The organism is Sphingobacterium sp. UDSM-2020 (assembly GCF_016132525.1).
Classification (GTDB): domain Bacteria; phylum Bacteroidota; class Bacteroidia; order Sphingobacteriales; family Sphingobacteriaceae; genus Sphingobacterium; species Sphingobacterium anhuiense.
In genome coordinates this window covers 2,735,203-2,755,090 of sequence record NZ_CP066166.1, presented here as the reverse complement: position 1 = coordinate 2,755,090, position 19,888 = coordinate 2,735,203, and the positions used below count along the sequence as shown (strand labels likewise).

Below are 19,888 nucleotides of genomic sequence, written 5' to 3'. Positions count from 1 at the left end.
AAGGTCTAATGATTTATGATCTATTTTGTGATATCATTTTAAACATTTAAAATTTTCAAAAATGGAAAAAAAGAATTTAAAAGTATTGGTTGTACTGACATCGCATGACCAACTTGGAGATACAGGTAATAAAACAGGTTTCTGGGTTGAAGAATTTGCCGCTCCCTATTATGTTTTGGCCGATGCAGGTGTAAATGTAACAATTGCTTCTCCTAAAGGCGGACAACCGCCAATAGACCCCAAAAGTGCGCTTCCAGAATTTCAGACAGAAGCAACAAAACGATTTGATGAAGATAAAGAACTGAAAATTAAACTAGCAAACAGCATTCCATTAAAGGAAATAAGTGAGCAAGATTATGATGCCATTTTTTATCCGGGAGGACACGGTCCTCTTTGGGATCTAACAAATGATAAAACGTCTATCGCACTTATTGAAGCATTCTGGAGAAACAATAAACCAGTTGCCGCAGTATGTCATGCTCCTGGCGTATTGCGCTTCGTAAAAGATACTAATGGTTCGTCATTAGTTAAAGGGAAAAAAGTTACAGGATTTTCGAACTCTGAAGAAGAAGCTGTGCAATTGACCAATGTTGTTCCCTTTTTAGTAGAAGATGAACTGGTAAAACTTGGTGGGATATACAGTAAAGGAGAGGACTGGAACAGCTATGTTTTAAAAGATGGTAACCTAATTACTGGACAGAACCCAGGTTCTTCAGAAGAAACAGCGAAAGAATTACTCGCGCTATTAGCGAATTAAAAGTCTTCATAAGAATAATTACAATCAAGGTATACGGACCGGATCTTACTACATCAGTTCGTATACCTTGGTTACTTTAGGTATCTTGGCTTTCTTTGTTAAGTATTATAATGTAAAATATTTAATAGATAAGTTCCAAGGCAGATTTGTAACGCGATCACTTTTATTAAGTGACATAGCTATAAATTTACAATGTAAAAGGATTTACAAGTCTAAACGCATTTTCAATAAATGGGGTTTAAATCCCGCTTTTAGATAGGCATTTTTAGCAATTACATTTGCATCATAAACATCCAATTTAACTTCCGTTAAGCCACGGCTTTTAGCCCATTCCATAAGTTTTTGTAAAATTACACCGTTAATGCCCTGACCTCTAAATGTGGGCTTCACATACATAAAACCCAAATACGCGTATTCCTTATGTTTTTGAAACGGTTTCGCCTCCAAAATTTTACCATAGCCTGAACCTACAATTTCATTATTAACAACAGCCACCAATAACGCTGCTCGCTCACTTCGAATGAGATCCATTAAATCATAGTAGTGAATCTCCCCTTCTTTTAAACTGTCATCAAAGGGTCTTTCAGCATCTACTATTCCTTTTTCAAAATTTAATAATATCTCAATATCAGATTCAATCGCATTCCGTATTTCTACCATCATTTAATCAACTAATTTAATCTACGTACAACTAATTTTTACATTTCAAGATACATAAAAATGATCCAAAGTCACATTAAATTTAAGGTTCGATTTTCCTTCATTTTTCATTACTTTGTAAAATAGATTAGGAGATAACCATTTTATACCTACTAACCTTACTTTATGAATATAAATATTGATGATTTTTTTGAGCCCGTACATTTTAAAGATACTCTTAATGAGCTGGATTATAATATAACCAAACCTCTTGTAGATTTTGCAAGATCACTCAGTCAATTAACTTATCAAAGTGTGTATTTGATTGATTATTACAAAAAGGGATTTCTTTTTGTGTCCGACAATCCAATATTTCTTTGTGGTCGTACAGCTGATGAGGTTTTGAAAAATGGTTATCAGCATTATCTTGATAATGTACCTGAAGAAGATCTTCTACTATTAAAAAAAATTAATGATAGTGGCTTTGATTTCCTCAAAAATCTATCGGAAGAAGATCGGATGCAACATTCCATTTCATATGACTTCCACCTTAAGCAACCAATAGGAAAACCAATTCTGATCAATCACAAGCTAAAGCCTCTCCTACTAGACAACTCCTCAAACCTTTGGATAGCACTTTGTTTGGTGTCCATATCGTCTCATGCTAAAGCGGGAAATATTAGAATAAAGAATGAATTTGACAAATCTTATTTCGAATATGATCTGATCAATAATATTTGGTCAGAAAAACCTGCAATTTTATTAAAAAAAAGAGAAAAAGATATTCTAAGATACTCTGCCCAAGGATTAACGATGGAGCAAATAGCTGAAATGCTTTTTGTTTCTATCGATACTATTAAATTCTACAAAAAGCAAATATTCTCCAAGTTAAAAGTAAAAAGTATTACAGAAGCTACAGCCATAGCAATTGAACTGTCACTTTTCTAATTCATAGTAAGATGCACTTATGCTCATCAATTATAAAAATTAACCAATCAATTTCGCAATATCATTCAATAGCTTCTGTATATTCAATTTGATTGCAAAATGAGTATTGATTTTATTCCTACACAAAAGTGTAGATTTAATAGGATCGATGCGTACTAACGATTAAACTTAATACATTTGACTCATGGATAATGACAAACTGTTTCATCCATATACATTTCAATATTTATATCAAAAATGGAAGTTGCTACCGATCTAACCATTTGTAAATAAATACTAGCCAAATTATTAAATGAAGAGAGATGAATTGTAAAAGTTGCAACAACGAAGTATATCAGAATTACTGTCCAAACTGCGGACAACCTTCAAAACTAAAGAGAATAGATGGGCATTATATTGCACACGAGATCGAACATTTATTACATTTTGAAAGAGGTATCCTATATACCATCAAGGAATTAATAACTAGCCCTGGGGACAATGTGAGACGTTATATTTCAGAAAATAGAGCTCGACTTGTAAAACCTATTATTTTTATCATCATCACTTCCCTTCTATATACAATTGTTAACGGATTTTTCCATATTGAGGAAGGTTATGTAAAATATGACGGAATCTCAACAACAACCACAGGCAGAATTTTCAGCTGGGTACAAAGTCACTATGGCTATGCTAACATCATACTGGGAGTATTTACTGCTTTTTGGGTTAAAATATTTTTCAAAAAATATGACTATAATTTTTTTGAAATTTTAATATTACTATGCTTTGTTACAGGTATAGAGATGCTTATATATGCATTTTTTGCTTGCTTATATGGTTTGATACAAATTGACTTAATGCAATTTGGAGGCATGATTGGTATTGCCTATTGTAGTTGGGCTATTGGTCATTTCTTTGACAAAAAGAAGACTATAAACTATTTAAAAGCATTCGCCGCATTCGTGTTAGGAATATTAACTTCTGTAACAATTGCATTAACAATAGGAACAATAATCGACTTACTTATAAAACATTAAAAATATGGAAAATAGAAAACCAATATCATTTGTATTTAGCATTATCGCTATTATACTCGGAGTGACCTTGTTTAAGCAGTTCGACTTTGAAAATTTTACATTTGAAAAACCCGCATTAGCAGCTGTCTATTTTACCGTCTTTGCATTCTCAATATACATCCTTGTAAAAAAACCTAAAAAGCAATCTGAAAAATAAAGTAAGGAAAATCCTATAGACGAGGTATAAAGGCCTAGTTGTTTCAATGAAATAACACCCTATCTCAATATGTTGATTTCAGATTAAATCTCATACTATACACATTCTTTTTCCCTCATATAAGCAGGGAAAAAGAATAAATATTCTTATCCGCATCCTATTACTGCACCTTACTGGAATCTTTTTCTGAATAGCCTTACTCCAGAGGGCTAAGGGTCTGCAATTTATTTCTTAAACTGTAGAACAAATTCACGACCAATTAGCCACGCAAGACTAACTCCTTTAAGCACTACTTATACATAAAAAAGAAGTAAACACCCGTTCAAGATATCAATTTTTCACACCCGTTCATTATTCCTTTACTAAAAATCCATAACAGCAGTGAATATCTAAGCAAGTATGAATCTGTACATAAGACGCATTCATAAATTCGGTAATCCATTCTGTGCGAGCACCACAAAGCGGACAGCAAGCTGGTTTCTTTTCCATAATCAAATTATAAAGCATACTAATATTAATAGTACTAATGTAACCATAATTTATTATATCTAAAAATATTAGTATGTTATTTTTAGATATTAGAATTCTCCACTATATTAGAAGCAACATCACACCTCTTGAGGTCGATATACTTACTTTTAATAAGCAAATCGTTATTATTACGGATAGACAAAATCAAGGGTAAAATATTTAAGCTTCATCATTGTATAATTGAATTACTTTATAACCTATCATGCTTCGAGCAAGATTTGGATTTACGCATACAAGAAATTAAATTCAACCTTAACTGAATAATTAGTGCCAAAATTTTAACATAGACCCTATCATAACTTCTGTATAAATTTAGTTGCTTAATTTTCCAGATGCTAACAGTAAATCATCAGCACAATGAGATAATTTTGGTTATTTACTGTCTTCAAGTGACAACAAAAAAGAACAAATAGCATAGGACAACATGTCCGAAATGTTAAAAAACCTTAAATATCTACTTATCTAACAGACATTTACCAAGTATACCAAAGCATCAAAAAACAACGATAACCCCACTATAAATCAGTTGTTTATGATACCAATAATTATATCAAGTTTGTTACAATTGGCAATTAACATATTTTTTAAATGGTTATTAGGGCATGTGTTTTGTAAATAGTCAATCGTAATATTCTTATTACAAAAGATAGTTTATCATTTGATAGCAAAATCAAATGCATTAGCACACACTCATAATAAAGAAGAATATGAATTACATGGAAGAAGTTCTCACTCCCTCATCGGAGGTTAAGATGCAAGTCAAGCCAGCAGTATTTAATTCAAAAGAGCTGGAATCGAAACAACAAAAAAATAATTTGTTACGTAAAACAATGCAATATGGTCTCAAAGAATATAGCATTTGGGGCTTTACATTTTTGATCTTACTAACATCGGTTTTCGGTCTGTATATGCTTCAAACAGAATTTGAAGCATTAAGATTTGAACGATTAAACAGTATAGGTGGAACATTGCTTGTTGGATTTGGTATTTTTTTACTTTTATCTAGCGTAAGCTTTTTAGTTTATCTAATTGTTTTACATATGAAGTATAAACCGATAGCTTCGGTTTCAAATGAGGAGTTGCCTTCATGTACCATTATAGTACCGGCATATAATGAAGGTCATCTGGTATATGATACCTTACACAGTCTCGCTAATAGTGACTACCCAGAAAAGAAACTTCAGATAATTGCTATTGATGATGGAAGTAAAGATGATACGTTTACCTGGATACAGCGTGCCAAAGCAGAATTAGGTGACCGTGTGGAAATCTATAAGCAACCTAAGAATATGGGTAAACGACATGCATTATATCGTGGATTCAAATTAGGAAAAGGCGATGTATTTATTACTGTTGATAGTGATTCTATTGTTAAAAAAGACACTTTGCGTAATATGGTTTCTCCTTTTGTAAAAAATGAGAATTGTGGAGCAGTTGCAGGAAATGTACGTGTTTTAAACAATAAGAAAGCAATTATTCCACGTATGCTCAGTGTTAGTTTTATATTTAGTTTTGAATTTGTACGCTCTGCACAAAGTGTATTAGGTTCAGTAATGTGTACACCTGGAGCCCTATCTGCATACAGAAAAGAATCGGTAATGAATTGTCTTGAAGATTGGATTAACCAGACCTTTATGGATCAACCATCAGATATTGGTGAAGATCGTGCTATGACAAATATGATTCTAAAACAAGGATATCACGTACTATTTCAGTCCAATGCTTATGTGTATACTGATACTCCTGTACGATACAAAAATCTATATAAAATGTATATCCGTTGGGAGAGAAGTAATGTACGCGAAAACATCATGATGAGCCGTTTTGCTTTTACCAACTTCCGAGAAGGTAAAAAATTAGGTACGCGTATCTTATTGCTTATGCAGTGGAAAAAAGTCTTACTTTCTTATCCTTTGCTTCTATTAATGCTATGGACAATATTTCACTATCCACTAATGTTTCTGAGCGCTACTTTTGTCGGTATATTGATTTTTTCAAGTGTACAAGCGTTCTTTTTTGCTTCAAAAAGTGATAATAAGAAGGAAGCAATCTGGGCATATACATATAGTATTTTTTACGCACTTTCACTATTCTGGATCACACCTTATGCAATTGCAACTGCGGGAAGAAGTGGTTGGTTAACCAGAGGATAATTTAACGTATAATACTTCCATGTATTAGTTACAGTAAATATAAATGCACTTAATGGGCAAGACTAAGTAAATTTCACTTAGTTCTTGCCCATTAATCATTACAAGATGCATTAGATTATTCTTTCTTCTAGACTTCATTGATAATGCGAATACTTTAGACTTCAATCATCTCAATTTTCGTAAAATATATAAATTCGGCTACTTGCAGTTGTTCTGAATAAATTAGATAAAGAATTGTTTAAACAATTGATTCCAATACATTGAAATCAATATTCTGTCGAATATAGGGGTTTCTATGTGTTAGGACAGGAAATTAATCATTCCTATATAGTAAGTATGGTGATCAGCTTAGCCTTTATAATTCAACTTGATCTCTTAAAAAAAATTATTTATATAAGCCAAAAAGCATAAAAATAATTTTATAGTGCTATACCTAGATAGACTACATGTCCAGATCATTTAATTAATTTCAAAAATAAAAAACAAGTAATTGCAGAAGTAAGAATCAAAAAAAAATCTCATTTTTAAAACATTCAATAACTATTAAAGTATGTTCTAAAAACAAGAAATCAAAATAGTAAGTAATCTTTCTTACAAACTATACGTAACCATTTATAAAATTAAGCCACTATTTTGAAAGTTCAGCAAGCTCAGCTTTTGAGAATGCATGATCTCCCTTAAGATAGCTATTGGCTTCGCTCAGATATTTATAAATTATTTTTTTCCCTTCCTGACTCGGTAGTTTTTTTAGATTACGCACCAAAAACTCTTTATCATCTATTCGATCTTTACTATAATTGAGAAATGAGGGCGCATGGGTTTGCACAGACCAACGGATAAAACGCAGATCAATATTGTCTTTTTGTTTGACAATAACAGATTCTAATAAGTTTTTACCCTTCTTAAACTGGCTTAATTTGGTGAATGGATTGTTTTTATGTTTTGCCCAAAGAATCTCATATGCGGCAAGATATCCTTTTTCGGTTACTGTATTTGCTCCCTCATCTAAGATTTTAAGATTCGTTTCACAGAGCTTTTTATCTTTAACAGCTAAAGCATAATCTGAGCGCATCTTATCAATATTGATTTGACCAAAACATGTGATCGAGCTTACCACGAAAAAAAGACAGACATAAAAACGTATTCCCATACTCAATTTAATTTAAAAAATGATACTCAATGATATAACCTCAAAAACCTGTTATACATTATATTATTAAACAAAACAGTTCCACAAGGACAACTCATAAGCTGTCCTTGACCGAACATATTTTTATTATATAACAACACAGAACGGCTTTAAGTTTGTTTGGTTTTTACTCTTCTCGATTAGTCTGAGTAGCTGCAGACTATAATCCCGAGCAAATTATAAAAAAACGATCCGTTAAAAATCATAAATCTTTTTATATATGTTAAATTATCTATTTTATATTATTTTGTCAAGTCCAAATCAAAGATCAATTTCCTTTTCGATTATTGTAGCAAAAGATATCCATAAATAATTTATCATTAGGCTGACAAGAAACATAAAAAGGCCGCCAACTTAAATGTATTTGACGGCCTCTAATGATATAAATGTTAAGACTTCTTATTTTTGTTTTGCTAGAAACGCAACTAGTGAAGCAAATTCTTCAACTGTTAATGAATTTGCCAATCCAGCGGGCATCATGGAGTTACCCATTTCCTTACGTTTTGCAATATTAGCTTTTTTGATTGTCGTAACAGATCCAGCAATATCTCTCAATACAACTTTATCAGCAGTTTCCTGTGTCACAAAACCCATAAAACTCTTTTTGTCTTTAGTGCTGATCAAAACTGTTGCAAATCCTTGAGAAATTGAAGCATTTGGTTTTAAAATTGATTCGGCAATCTGTTCACGATTCATGATTGCACCAATTTGTCCCATAAATGGTCCTTTCATCGTTTCACTTTTACTAAGACTATGACATGCAAAACATCCTTGTTTTGTAAATAGCGCTTTTCCTTTTACCGGATCACCTTTTATTTTAGCTAATGCTAACATAATATCCTCAATGGATGTTTTTCCTACTTGCCCTTTTTGGTTTTTGATTTTTTCTAAATCAACTTTTTTCTCCTTAACTTCTTTTACAGCAACCTCTTTCTTAGCAACATTAAAAGAAGCAATTTCCATACGGAATTTCTCATTTAGATCTGAAAAAAATTGTTTTTTCGTCGCTCCAGCTTTTACGCTCTCTGCCTTCAGGAATTTCTCAATGACCGATGAAGATTCCCAAACAACTCCTTTATAGTATGGCCCGTGCGAATCTGGACGAGTTCCCCACCACCACGAGGCATCATAAGCATCTTCTTTCTTATATAAGCGAGCTAAGGTTACTAGAATCTTATCTTTAAATTTTTGATCTTTTGATTTTCCATAAGCAGCGATTAAGCCATCAACTGCTCTGGCATCGTGCATATAACGCATAGCCCATAAAGCTAGATCAGGATTTTCTGTTCCCAAAAAACCTACACTTGCATTAACTGCATTTAAGCGAACTAACGCTTTAACCGCTAGATGTGCAGGTATAATTGCGGCATTAGGTTTATCGTGTGGCCCCTCCACTCCTTTAGCGGGAGCAACAAAAGATGCTGGCACCTTTGTCTGCAATAATGCATTAGCAGCTTCTACTCGGCCCAAGCGACCCAAACCAACCATTGAAGCCGTTTGTACACGTACGGAAGCATCTTTCAATCCATCAATGAATGGATCAATTGGCACTTGCTCTAATGATCCCATACGGTCAGTCAAAGCACGTAACGCAAATTCACGGATCTGATCCTCCTTTGTAAGTTCAACCAAAACCGGAATTGCTTTTTCCTTTGCCAACTGTGCATAAGTATATATTGCGGCAACACGAGCACTGAGCCCTAAACTCTTGTCTTTAGCAATACTAATAGCAGCTGCTGTTGCTTCATCTGATGATCTGGAAACAAGTTCTTGTGACGCGTAAAGCCTAGTTGTTGCACTACCCGATTTCAAAAGATTAGTTAACTCGCCAATAGATGCTTTCTTCGTATTAGGAAAAGCTTTGTATGTCCATCCTTTTGGTACTACGCGCGCAACATAACCTTTATCCGGGTTACCTGAGTAACCAGCTCCATCCCAAGCTGCTAGATATAACCTGCCGGAACCATCCACATCTAAATCTGTAATTTGTGGCAATTGGATAAATTCTTCTTCTTTTTGTGTAAAACTTGGTCCATCTGGTATAACATGATGCATATATAAGAAGCTTCTGCCCCAATCCGCCATCATCGGTACCTTATTATATTTTTCAGGCCAGGTATCCTCGTCCATATATAAAGATCCTGTACCCGATCCACCACCTAACATGGCCAAAGCAGGAATAATCTCTTCTGTAAAATTTTGGAATAACAAAGGATAGCCGTACTCTCCAGATTGAATCTGATGCGAAAAACGAATGTCCCAACCGCCACCATCATTGGTATTATCACGGGTAAAGATATTCATATATGGATCAATAGCGACATCATAGATATTACGTAATCCATGTGTATATATTTCCATTTCTTTTCCATCAGGACGCACACGTAAAATTCCTCCCCCCAGCATGGTCAATTTCTTGCCATCTGTACCTGTTGCATTATGAAATCCAAAATCACCAACTGCAATATACATCCAACCATCAATACCCATCCGTATTCCATTAGTAGCATGATCCGTACCACGCTCTTGAATATATTTGGTATTACTTAGACCCACTATAAGTGGTTTAGCTACCCCATCCGCAACCCCATCTTGATTTTTATCTTCAAATACAACTAAATCCATTCCTGTTGCTTTTCCAGTCGATGCATCAAACGTCGTATGCAAAACGAAAACTTGATCACCTAAAACAAAAATACCACGAGGATTATCAACACGTGCAAAATCAGTATGCTTATCCATTTTCCCGTCATTGTCCGTGTCAACAAATCTGCGGATAAACCCTTTACCCATATCTTTTCCTAAAGATCCGATCATATCAACCCCAACGTAAACTTCACCCGTAGGCGCCACAGCTAAACAAGCTGGACTAGGAGTAAGATCCGCGGTTGTAAAAGAGGTCATAATCAGGTCTGCCGGAGCTCCTGATAAAGTTTTTAAGCTATCCTGAGCATGTAATGTAGCTGTAGTTGAATAATGTACATTTTCATTTTTTACTTTTTGATGTACTGGCTTTTCAATATTATTGGTAAATCCCAATAATATAGGAAAGAGAAATAATAGGTTTAGTTTCCTTTTCATTGTAAGGTATTATAATTGCATAAATATTGAGCAAATTACAACTAATGAATCTAATAACTATAATAATAGCAAAAATATTACGAAAATTGAAAGAAATTTCCATTTTTTAAGATCATAATTATTTCAAAAACTGTAATAAATTCCTATATTCACGGTCTTTTGTCTATTCAATAAAAATATACTACTAATCAAATTTGTCTGCATGCTAAACACACAAACCAATTCGCTCACACACGATCTTAATAAACCACATTACAACGTACTGGATGGACTTCGGGGTGTAGCAGCAATTACTGTGGTATGTTTTCACATTTTTGAAGCATTCGCGACCAGTCATTTGGATCAACGTATCAATCATGGTTACCTAGCTGTTGATTTTTTCTTTATTTTATCTGGATTTGTTATCGGTTATGCCTATGATGATCGCTGGTCAAAAATGTCAACAAAAGATTTTATCAGACGCAGAATCATACGGCTACACCCGATGGTTGTAATGGGAGCTGTTATAGGTGCAATTATGTTTTACTTTCAAGGATGTTCAGTATGGGATGTATCATCCGTAACGATAACGGCTTTACTTGGAGCAACATTATTAAATGCATTACTTATTCCGGCCATGCCGGGACATGAAGTTCGGGGTCTAGGTGAGATGTTTCCGCTAAACGGACCGAGCTGGTCATTATTCTTTGAATATATTGGAAATATTCTTTATGCCTTAATTATTCGAAAATTTTCAACAAAGATTCTAGCACTACTAGTTTTTATTTCGGGTTGTGGTTTAGCAACATTTGCCATTGCAGGACCGTACGGGGACATTTGCGCCGGTTTCTCGTTAACTGAAATAGAATTTACAGCAGGATTTTTACGCGTTCTATTTTCTTTCTCTGCCGGCTTATTGCTCTCCCGAATTTTCAGACCCGCTCATATTAAGGGAGCCTTTTGGATATGCAGTATCACTATAGTGACCCTATTAGCCCTACCCCGCCTAGGTGGAGCAGAGCACTTGTGGATAAATGGGCTATATGACACCATTTGTTGCGTAGTAATATTCCCTATTCTTGTCTATCTGGGCGCTTCAGGCAAAAGCACAGATAAATATACAATTCGATTATGTCGATTCTTAGGAGACATTTCTTACCCATTATATACTGTACATTATCCTTTTATTTATCTTTACTATGCCTGGGTAAAAAATAATAAACTCACTTTCGAGCAATCCTTACCTGGCGCGGCAGCTGTAGTCATAGGAAGTATTATTTTGGCTTATATCTGTTTAAAATTATATGATATTCCTGTTAGAAATTACCTAGCAAAACGATTTGCAAAGTCGAAAAAAGGTTAAGTTTAAAACTTATAAATAACAGATAAAAACAATTAAACTAACCTTTGCTTTTCACTGTAGTAAAATCGACAAAAAATTAGCGATATTAAATTTAAATTATTAAAACGGAACCTATTTATGAATAAGAAACCACTCAGTGAATACAGTAATGAAGAATTGCTGCAAGCAAAAAAAACAACGGCAGTCATAGCCATTACGTTAACCTCAATGTTGGTACTGCTATTAGCAATGGGGATTTATATTTCCATAACCAAAAAGTTCAGTGCCCTTTTAGCGATACCTTTTTCACTATCAACGATCGCAATCATTCTTTTCAAAAAGCTAAAGGAAATTACAGCGGAACTGAAAAATAGAGAAACAAATGAATTCAAAAACAAAACTGAAATCTAACCTTTAAGAATTGTCATACATTAAGATTGAAAATTAAAACTTTTTAAATCATGAAATAATCCATTATTCCATTCCAACATGCAGTCGTTATAAATCCTACTAAAATACTGATCCCTATGATCAGATTCACTAACCGGGCATTTAACCGAAACTGCTCTGCAATAATGCCCGAGGTAATTAATGTTGGCATAGCGGCTTCAAATATACTGATGCGGGCGATATCCCCTTTAATACCCATAATAACCGCAATAAACAGTACCAAAGCAGGAGCAATCATGAGTTTATATAACATCGCCATTGAAAGTTGTGAAATTTGCTGTTTCCACCCTTTAAACTTGAGCTGTAGACCTACAGAAAACAAAGCAAGCGGACCAACAGTAGCTGCTAATTTATTGATAAACGGTTCTGCTACCTGCAAATCGATAAATTTGGACAAAAAAAGAGCGCTAACACAACCGATAAAAGGAGGAAAAGTAAATAAGCGTTTAATTAATAAAGAAACTTTAACTCCCCCTGTATCGGAAGGATTTCCTTTAACTGCCGCAATAATTCCAATAGTAGACAAAAGAACAAACATTACCTGATCACAAATAATAGCAATACTCAGATCATGTTCTCCAAAATAGGCCGTAATTAAGGGAAATCCAATAAAAGAAGTATTACTATAACCGCTAGATAATTCTAAAGTACTGCGGGTACGTTGCCCATACTTTTTATAACGACAGTAGAATTCCATAAATACCCAACTTCCTGCCCAGACAATAATGGGAGAGATTGCAGGAAAAACCATCTGATTACTCCATGTGATATGTGGAATATACTTAAATGATACAGCTGGTAAAGCTAAATACAATATCCAGATATTAATACCTCTATGTGCATCATGAGGCATGAATTTGGCATGCTGAAAGATCATTCCTGCACTAATACAGAAAGCGATCATTACAAAATTGTCCATGTGAAAATTTGCTATTTTATGACAGCAAAATTATCACCCTGTTAATCCCTATCGCATGTATAAAAACAACATTAGTATGTATATTTGTTTTAAACAAAAAATAAATAAGTTATAATAATCATGGTAATCAACGGTATTTAGAACAATTTTTGAGTATTGGAAGAGATGTATCACGAAGTTTAACAAAGAGAAGTACTACATAAAACAGCCTCGCATATGACCAAACTCAAGCAATTTGATGCGTTGAAGTTATTTGACTTTGAGGAATCCAACTTCCACCTAACCGTTCATGGGCAGAACTACTATGAGCTGGTATATATTTATAAAGGGTCGGGAATTCATGAGATCAACAACAACAGCTTAGCCTATAACGCAGGAGATCTCTTTGTAATATCACCTGACGATCAACATAATTTCAAAATTGAAAAACGGACAAGGGTAATAGCAATCAAATTCACTGACGATTATTTCAGTAATAGCAATCATTGGACGCAACAGAATCAAACAATAAATAAGCCTATTGCGATCATGAATAATAAAATATTGAAAGAAATAAAACTAGATTTCAATCCAGAGATAAGGAAAATATTAAGGAATACAATAGATAATATCTTACTTTATAATAGTGTTGGATCACTTTCCACATCTCCACTTGTTTTCCATCAGATTCTTTCCATATTCGGGATAATCATAGAAACGATGACGAAAATGTTATTATTTGGAATAAATGATTTCCCGGCAAAGGAACTTCTTATTTCTTATATTCACCAACATATTTATGAACCAAAGCAAATACAAATTAAACAAATTGCAGCCCACTTCAATATTGCGCCTACTTACTTCAGCACCTATTTTAAAAGAAACTTCGACATGGGTTATCGCGACTATCTAACAGCATATAAAATAACATTGATCGATAAACGATTAACGTCAGGACTTTTTACTTTCAGACAGATTGCTGACGAATTTGGATTCAACGACGAAAGTCATTTCTCTCATTTCTATAAAAATAGCAAAGGCGTCAGTCCATCTGCTTATTCCAGATCAAAAAAGTAGGAACTAGATTACGCATTTGCACCTTATTCAGATCCTGTATAATAAAAAAGAGACTTTTAAAAAGTCTCTTTTCAACCTACCTTCTTGAAATATCCTGAATGTTTATCAGTAAGTTAAAGTTTATGCATTTCCTCTAATAACACGCAACAATACTACAATTATTGCAATGACTAATAAAGCGTGGATAATACCGCCACTGTAGAAACCTCCTAAAAAACTGATCGCCCAGATAATGACTAAAATGACTGCGATTATATATAATAAATTTCCCATAATATATGTTATTTTAATGTTTTTAATATTTAGCAACTTAATTATATAACAATAGTAACCGAGCATAAGTTTGTTTGTCTAAACAAAAAACTGATGATTTTTTTTTAAAAATTAGGCGGTATTCTGAATAAAACTGAAAATCAACATCTTAAACAGCTCACGATCTGCCCCCCATCCTTTTATTACACTAAAAATTGCGCAATCGATTTCATTAAAAACAGCTGCAAATTATACAAAGAAAACTTCCTACCTTAATACCATTGCGGAAAGAATACGCAATAAAAACCCATTATAAACAGATCCTTTTATGAGAAAATTAATGATTCACAGCGTATTTCTCGCTGCATTGAGCACAATAGCGTGTTCAAAGGAAATTGTAAAATCGGGATTAGAAAAGCCTTCAGATCTAATCTCACAGAGTGACAAAGATTTACTTAACCTCACATTGACAGGTAGTAATGCAGCTCCTTCACAACATCTTGTTTACAGTTTCACTTCTGATGCAATATTGAAAATGAGCAAAATAAAGATCACAAATACGGCGAAAACAGAATACTTTTCTGTCCTAAATTATAACGGAGGTTATATGGGACTTCAAGATACACCAGACCTGCGCTATGGCACCTCCAATATTATGCTCGCATCACTGTGGGACAAAAATACTGCAACAAATAATTTAGCGTTTTACTCTTATCTCGATAGCAAAACAATTGCCAGCCGATTTGGTGGTGAAGGCGATGGGCAAAAAACATTAAATCCTTATAATTGGACGCTCAACACCTGGTATAATATGGTCATTCGTTCCTGGAAGGAAAATGGAAAAATATATATTGCCAATTTTGTTCAAGATTTATCTACAGGAAAATGGTTGCATACCTCTACAATTGGCCGTGAAGCAAGCGCAGGATATCTGGGGTCAGGTACTGGAACATTTTTAGAAAATTGGGTCGGAGATAATCCAAATTATGATGGTAGATTTCACCGTAAAGCATTTCTTAAAGACAATTGGAATTTAAGTATCAATAACGTTTGGGAAAAATCAAGTAGCCGATATTTCTCTGCCAATGACAATGATTCAGTACGTAATGGTCAATTTGATCGCGCCTTTAATGTCGGATACAACAGTACAGAAGACGCATATTTCATGGAACACGGCGGTTCCACCACGCCAGATCCAGCCTTTGGTACAGGGCGGGTACTAAATTTACCAGCACAGACAGGTCAAGGTAATGCACCTGAATTAACGACCATAGAGAACAGCTATAATACTGCACGTTACCACAACAACAAGCTGATTGTATCCTGGGGAATAAATGAAAACAAATCACCGCAGCTTAGTTATAAACTTGAGCTTTTAAATGCTTCAGGGTCTGTAATACAAACGCAGGAGAAAATTAAACCCGAAAAAAGAGTGGACACGTTATCAAGCAGTTTAACATCAGGAAATTATACAGTCCGCATAACATTAACAGATATTTTTAATCAACAAGCACCCTCAAAATTAATTCCGCTCACCATTTTCAGTGCGAATGATACCTACAAAATAAAAAATGTAAGCAGCGGCAAATACCTCACTGTTCGCGATAATAGTACTGCTAATGCAGCTCAGATCGTACAGTATAGCAATAGCATAAGTGATTCACAAAAATGGAAAATCGTTGCCGGAAGCGCTGGGTATGCTTTAGTAAACGTTGCTAGTTCCAAATCTATCGATATTCCTGGAAGTATAGATGACATCAACACAGGATTAATTCAATATACCAATTCGACAAACCAAAATCAACAATGGACCATCAATTTTCTGGAAAGCAACAATACGGTATACATTAAAACCATTCTGAGCAAAGGATACATTATCGACAATCCCGGAAGTAGTACGAGTGATAATACACAAGTTGTATTATACAGTATCAATAATAATATTGGTACTAATAATCAAAAATGGGTTCTAGAAAAGCAATAAATTAAAATCTCCAGTAGTAATTCCAATTCTGGTACTACTGGAGATACCTTGAGAAAATCAAATAGCAGATTGATTATTTTTTTTCAAAAACTTTTACTCTTTTGCGCGATACACTGCTCCCGACTTTGGTTTCTGAACAATTAGTAAAGTATAGATCAAATAAACAGGTACGAATAACTTTAATTCTTCATAAAAGTACGATCGAGATCTATTTATTAATATTTTTACCTAACGTAGTTTCAAAGATCGTCATCACAGCAGCATGATCAGAAGCCCAAACGTCATCAATTTCCGGACTTGTCCTAATGACTTTTGATGAGATCGCCTGAATAGCCCCCTTATAGTAAATAAAATCTATTCTGGCATCAGGCATTTGACCATATATGGGTGCAAAAGTGCCGCCCTGATTACCTAATTCGTCAGGATTAATTTCACGAAAAGAATCCTTAAAACCGTTTTCTATCATAAACTTCGATGTCGGAAATGGTACAGCACCATAACCAAAATGCAGTTCTTTAGTTTTTTCAGTCCAGTCCAGGTGACTATAAGAATTGAAATCGCCGCCTATTATAATAGGCTGATCTACAGCTTCAACATAAGGATCAACATCCTTTTCTAATAAATTTTTCACATCCACCAAAGAAAGTATAGCGTCTTCTGCAACCCAGGTTTTAGGTTCCATACCGAAGTTTTGATAACCACTTGTATATTCAGGTCGATACGCATATCTAAGCCAGCAGCCATTCACTATAATATCACGTCCATTAGGTAGTTTGATCGTTGCAGGATTAGATTTAAACGGTTCACTTGATTGGATCTTCTTGATAGGATATCTACTGAACAATGCCAGATTGTCCTTTGAAGATTTGGTTTGTAAATAAAATCCCAAAGTTTTTGCGATCGTATCCTGTGCACCATAACCTTCCTGCATGGTAATAATATCTGCATTAGAAGTTTGGATCAAATCAATAATACGTTCTCGGCCTTTATCTTTACCCAAATGCACACCACCATGCCAGATATTCCACTGAAGCACTTTAACAAAATTATTCTTGTCTTTAGGAGTAACAAACTGTTTAACTTTTGATTCCTCTATCTCAGGTTTATATTTTTTTCCAGACAAAACGAAATCAGTAATGAGCGCCCCCAGTTGATTCCCGATCTCCGCTTTATCTTGGACAGTGGCACTAACGAGAAAATAATTAACACCTGGTTTTAAGTAAAATTTATTTTTTGCATTCTTATTTCTAAAAATCATCTTTTTTTCGAGATGCTGTGTACCATCGAAAATAGGCTGTTTAATATTCGATTTAGGATACTGCCCCGTATAATACAATTTTATACCATTGAGATCTTTCAAAGAAGAGTTTTGCGTGAGATCAAGCTTAATTTCGTCCAAGCTAAGCGCTTTTTGATCACCCTGTACCACAATCCTCAATTTTAACAGCTGGCCATCTACAGTACCTTGTTCTAAATCCCACTCATTCTGTACAACGACCGCATTAAACAATTGCTGTTTCTTATTAAAATTCTGAAAAGAAACATTGGTATTTTCTACCGTATATGCCATCGGAAGCTGGCCATAATAGTCACTGCGTCCATTTCTCAAGTGATAAGATAGATGTCCCTTTCCTACCCAGTTTACCGATACCACATCTTTAAAATCATCAAATGTATAATAGCCTACGAGGGCAGAAAACTGGGGATGAGTTCTTTCAACAGATCTATTTTTCCACTTATTGATTACGTTGATAGGAACAGCTTTTGACCAAATTCTAACCTCATCAATATATCCACCAAAACTTTGTTTTTTCTCGTGGAGACCAATAGCACCTGGTAAAATGGCAACAACTGTATCTTTACGAGCCACTTCTTTACCATCTAAGTATAAAAAAGTAGACTTCCCATTACAGGAAGCCGCAACGTGGTGCCAATTATCATCCAATTGCTCAGAAGCCGTAAGTCCAGCCCCATTACTATGTAGATAACCATTCTTAATGACAAGAGGCATATTATCGCAGCTATTTAGATCGCTATACTCACCGCCACCAAAGATAGCTTCATACTCCTTCCATATACGATCATCTCCTTTTATCCATGCTTCTATCGTCCATTCATTCCGTAAAACACCCATACCCGTTCTTACATCATTATCATGACCATCTAAACGCAATGCTAGGTTATGGAAAGATTTTTGAGGATAATTTTTAGGTTTTTGTACAGCAAATGAGCACAGGCAAACGATAAGGAGAAAAGATAATAGTTGATATCTTAGGTACATAATTATTGGTTTGAAGTATAACAAAAATGAGCCAAACTTAATTGTCGTCCCTTTTTCATGTGCCATTCATAGGAAAAGCGCATAAAAAACGATAACAATAAATAAGTCAACCTTATTTTTGTATTTCAAATATATAATAATATGCGCAAAAGCCAAGTTGCAAGCCAGATCATCAAGAAGTGTGGTCCACTAGTCCAAACGTCATTAGACTACTGAATCAAACGTTTGCTTATAAAAAAACAGCTCAATGAGCTGTTCCAAAATTGATTTTTAGTACTTAAAATGTTACAGGAAATACGAGAAATACACTTCATCTTGTAGCATTAGAAACTACAATTCTATTCCTATGCTTATTTCCTATATTTATAAATATAGATTAACCTATTTACTGATATGTTCTACGAGCAATTTTTCACATACCATACTACTTAAAACCTCGGTTCCATCACCCGAGTAACTAACAGACATGCTCTTATCAAATAATTCAACAGATTTTATCGTAATCACAGCCCCAAGAATCAATTGACGGCTATTTAAAAATTTAAGCAATTCTTCCGAAGAAGGTCTAACAGCCATAAATTTTACGACATCCCCACTTTTACAATCGCTCAATTTAATAAACTCTTTTAATTTTAATTTACCATTTACATCTGGTATGGGAGAACCATGAGGATCCACTTCAGGAAAACCTAAAATTTCATCCATTTTCTCAAAAAATGCTGGAGATTTTATATGTTCAATTTGTTCCGCAATATCATGTACCTCTTCCCAGCCAAAACCCATTTTCTCCACAAGATACATCTCGGTAAGACGATGCTTCCGAATAATCAATGATGCCTCTTTCTTACCCTTTTCCGTAAGCTTTAATGGTTTATAACTCTCATAAATAACAAAATCCTTTTCACTGAGGCGTTTCATCATACCATTAACGGTAGGCATTTTTATATCCAGCAGTTTACTTAATTCATTTACGCTGGCTTCACCTTTTGTACTCGTCAAAGCAAATAATGCTTTCAGATAATTTTCTTCAGTCTGTGATATCATTATAACAAAACTACTAATTATTAGCACAATCTAACAATATTGTTATAAATAATTTGTTAGTTTGTGCA

Annotated in this window: 16 protein-coding genes; 9 read left to right on the top strand and 7 right to left on the bottom strand. The window is 34.3% G+C overall.

The features are described from left to right. Positions 1-61 precede the first annotated feature (61 nt). Positions 62-757 carry a type 1 glutamine amidotransferase domain-containing protein gene (locus JAZ75_RS11590; RefSeq protein WP_132841871.1) on the top strand — a complete coding sequence of 232 codons (696 nt, stop codon included), beginning with the start codon at positions 62-64 and terminating at the stop codon, positions 755-757. Between the two features lie 204 nt (positions 758-961). Here the strand turns inward: JAZ75_RS11590 and JAZ75_RS11585 are convergent, their stop codons facing one another. Then, positions 962-1,420, bottom strand: coding sequence for a GNAT family N-acetyltransferase (locus JAZ75_RS11585; protein ID WP_208701962.1), 459 nt, complete (start codon positions 1,418-1,420; stop codon positions 962-964). Between the two features lie 162 nt (positions 1,421-1,582). Between JAZ75_RS11585 and JAZ75_RS11580 the strand changes: the two genes are divergently transcribed. The 4 genes from JAZ75_RS11580 to JAZ75_RS11565 all read left to right on the top strand — a co-directional run bounded on the left by JAZ75_RS11580 (position 1,583) and on the right by JAZ75_RS11565 (position 6,243). Next, positions 1,583-2,344, top strand: a complete 762-nt coding sequence (locus JAZ75_RS11580; protein ID WP_132841869.1) for a response regulator transcription factor — start codon at positions 1,583-1,585, stop codon at positions 2,342-2,344. Between the two features lie 302 nt (positions 2,345-2,646). After that, positions 2,647-3,363 (top strand): DUF3667 domain-containing protein, encoded by a 717-nt coding sequence (locus tag JAZ75_RS11575; RefSeq protein WP_208701960.1) that lies wholly within the window; start codon positions 2,647-2,649, stop codon positions 3,361-3,363. A 4-nt stretch (positions 3,364-3,367) separates the two neighbouring features. Next, positions 3,368-3,559 (top strand): hypothetical protein, encoded by a 192-nt coding sequence (locus JAZ75_RS11570; protein WP_132841866.1) that lies wholly within the window; start codon positions 3,368-3,370, stop codon positions 3,557-3,559. Between the two features lie 1,238 nt (positions 3,560-4,797). After that, the gene (locus tag JAZ75_RS11565) at positions 4,798-6,243 is read left to right on the top strand and encodes a glycosyltransferase family 2 protein (protein ID WP_208701958.1); all 1,446 of its coding nucleotides are present in this window, start codon (positions 4,798-4,800) and stop codon (positions 6,241-6,243) included. Between the two features lie 628 nt (positions 6,244-6,871). Here the strand turns inward: JAZ75_RS11565 and JAZ75_RS11560 are convergent. Then, complete coding sequence (locus tag JAZ75_RS11560) at positions 6,872-7,393, bottom strand: hypothetical protein (protein WP_208701956.1); 522 nt, start codon at positions 7,391-7,393, stop codon at positions 6,872-6,874. Positions 7,394-7,831: 438 nt separating this feature from the next. After that, a complete protein-coding gene (locus JAZ75_RS11555) occupies positions 7,832-10,513 on the bottom strand; it encodes a c-type cytochrome (RefSeq protein ID WP_208701954.1) in 2,682 nt (893 codons plus the stop codon). Positions 10,514-10,715: 202 nt separating this feature from the next. Here JAZ75_RS11555 and JAZ75_RS11550 point away from each other — a divergent pair, with 202 nt between their 5' ends. Continuing rightward, positions 10,716-11,855 carry an acyltransferase family protein gene (locus tag JAZ75_RS11550; protein WP_208701952.1) on the top strand — a complete coding sequence of 380 codons (1,140 nt, stop codon included), beginning with the start codon at positions 10,716-10,718 and terminating at the stop codon, positions 11,853-11,855. Between the two features lie 117 nt (positions 11,856-11,972). Beyond that, complete coding sequence (locus JAZ75_RS11545; protein WP_132841860.1) at positions 11,973-12,245, top strand: redox-active disulfide protein 2; 273 nt, start codon at positions 11,973-11,975, stop codon at positions 12,243-12,245. Positions 12,246-12,288: 43 nt separating this feature from the next. On the opposite strand, the gene JAZ75_RS11540 is transcribed toward JAZ75_RS11545, so the two are convergent. Further along, on the bottom strand, positions 12,289-13,203 hold the full coding sequence (locus JAZ75_RS11540; RefSeq protein ID WP_183911810.1) for an AEC family transporter: 915 nt from the start codon (positions 13,201-13,203) through the stop codon (positions 12,289-12,291). A 216-nt stretch (positions 13,204-13,419) separates the two neighbouring features. On the opposite strand from JAZ75_RS11540, the gene JAZ75_RS11535 reads away from it, so the two are divergent. Then, positions 13,420-14,259 carry an AraC family transcriptional regulator gene (locus JAZ75_RS11535; protein WP_208701950.1) on the top strand — a complete coding sequence of 280 codons (840 nt, stop codon included), beginning with the start codon at positions 13,420-13,422 and terminating at the stop codon, positions 14,257-14,259. Between the two features lie 120 nt (positions 14,260-14,379). Here the strand turns inward: JAZ75_RS11535 and JAZ75_RS11530 are convergent, their stop codons facing one another. Beyond that, a complete protein-coding gene (locus tag JAZ75_RS11530; RefSeq protein ID WP_108158845.1) occupies positions 14,380-14,532 on the bottom strand; it encodes a lmo0937 family membrane protein in 153 nt (50 codons plus the stop codon). 307 nt (positions 14,533-14,839) lie between these two features. Between JAZ75_RS11530 and JAZ75_RS11525 the strand changes: the two genes are divergently transcribed. Further along, on the top strand, positions 14,840-16,495 hold the full coding sequence (locus JAZ75_RS11525; RefSeq protein WP_208701948.1) for a DUF3472 domain-containing protein: 1,656 nt from the start codon (positions 14,840-14,842) through the stop codon (positions 16,493-16,495). 208 nt (positions 16,496-16,703) lie between these two features. On the opposite strand, the gene JAZ75_RS11520 is transcribed toward JAZ75_RS11525, so the two are convergent. Both JAZ75_RS11520 and JAZ75_RS11515 read right to left on the bottom strand, forming a co-directional pair. After that, positions 16,704-18,776 carry an endonuclease/exonuclease/phosphatase family protein gene (locus JAZ75_RS11520; protein WP_208701946.1) on the bottom strand — a complete coding sequence of 691 codons (2,073 nt, stop codon included), beginning with the start codon at positions 18,774-18,776 and terminating at the stop codon, positions 16,704-16,706. Positions 18,777-19,157: 381 nt separating this feature from the next. Next, complete coding sequence (locus tag JAZ75_RS11515; RefSeq protein WP_132841854.1) at positions 19,158-19,820, bottom strand: metal-dependent transcriptional regulator; 663 nt, start codon at positions 19,818-19,820, stop codon at positions 19,158-19,160. Positions 19,821-19,888 lie beyond the last annotated feature (68 nt).

Bases quoted from the DNA above. Each gene is read 5' to 3' on its own strand.
- JAZ75_RS11570 (WP_132841866.1), top strand. From the start codon at position 3,368: ATGGAAAATAGAAAACCAATATCATTTGTATTTAGCATTATCGCTATT.
- JAZ75_RS11520 (WP_208701946.1), bottom strand. From the start codon at position 18,776: ATGTACCTAAGATATCAACTATTATCTTTTCTCCTTATCGTTTGCCTG.
- JAZ75_RS11585 (WP_208701962.1), bottom strand. From the start codon at position 1,420: ATGATGGTAGAAATACGGAATGCGATTGAATCTGATATTGAGATATTA.
- JAZ75_RS11550 (WP_208701952.1), top strand. From the start codon at position 10,716: ATGCTAAACACACAAACCAATTCGCTCACACACGATCTTAATAAACCA.
- JAZ75_RS11515 (WP_132841854.1), bottom strand. From the start codon at position 19,820: ATGATATCACAGACTGAAGAAAATTATCTGAAAGCATTATTTGCTTTG.
- JAZ75_RS11540 (WP_183911810.1), bottom strand. From the start codon at position 13,203: ATGGACAATTTTGTAATGATCGCTTTCTGTATTAGTGCAGGAATGATC.
- JAZ75_RS11575 (WP_208701960.1), top strand. From the start codon at position 2,647: ATGAATTGTAAAAGTTGCAACAACGAAGTATATCAGAATTACTGTCCA.
- JAZ75_RS11560 (WP_208701956.1), bottom strand. From the start codon at position 7,393: ATGGGAATACGTTTTTATGTCTGTCTTTTTTTCGTGGTAAGCTCGATC.
- JAZ75_RS11535 (WP_208701950.1), top strand. From the start codon at position 13,420: ATGACCAAACTCAAGCAATTTGATGCGTTGAAGTTATTTGACTTTGAG.
- JAZ75_RS11565 (WP_208701958.1), top strand. From the start codon at position 4,798: ATGAATTACATGGAAGAAGTTCTCACTCCCTCATCGGAGGTTAAGATG.
- JAZ75_RS11545 (WP_132841860.1), top strand. From the start codon at position 11,973: ATGAATAAGAAACCACTCAGTGAATACAGTAATGAAGAATTGCTGCAA.
- JAZ75_RS11590 (WP_132841871.1), top strand. From the start codon at position 62: ATGGAAAAAAAGAATTTAAAAGTATTGGTTGTACTGACATCGCATGAC.
- JAZ75_RS11525 (WP_208701948.1), top strand. From the start codon at position 14,840: ATGAGAAAATTAATGATTCACAGCGTATTTCTCGCTGCATTGAGCACA.
- JAZ75_RS11555 (WP_208701954.1), bottom strand. From the start codon at position 10,513: ATGAAAAGGAAACTAAACCTATTATTTCTCTTTCCTATATTATTGGGA.
- JAZ75_RS11530 (WP_108158845.1), bottom strand. From the start codon at position 14,532: ATGGGAAATTTATTATATATAATCGCAGTCATTTTAGTCATTATCTGG.
- JAZ75_RS11580 (WP_132841869.1), top strand. From the start codon at position 1,583: ATGAATATAAATATTGATGATTTTTTTGAGCCCGTACATTTTAAAGAT.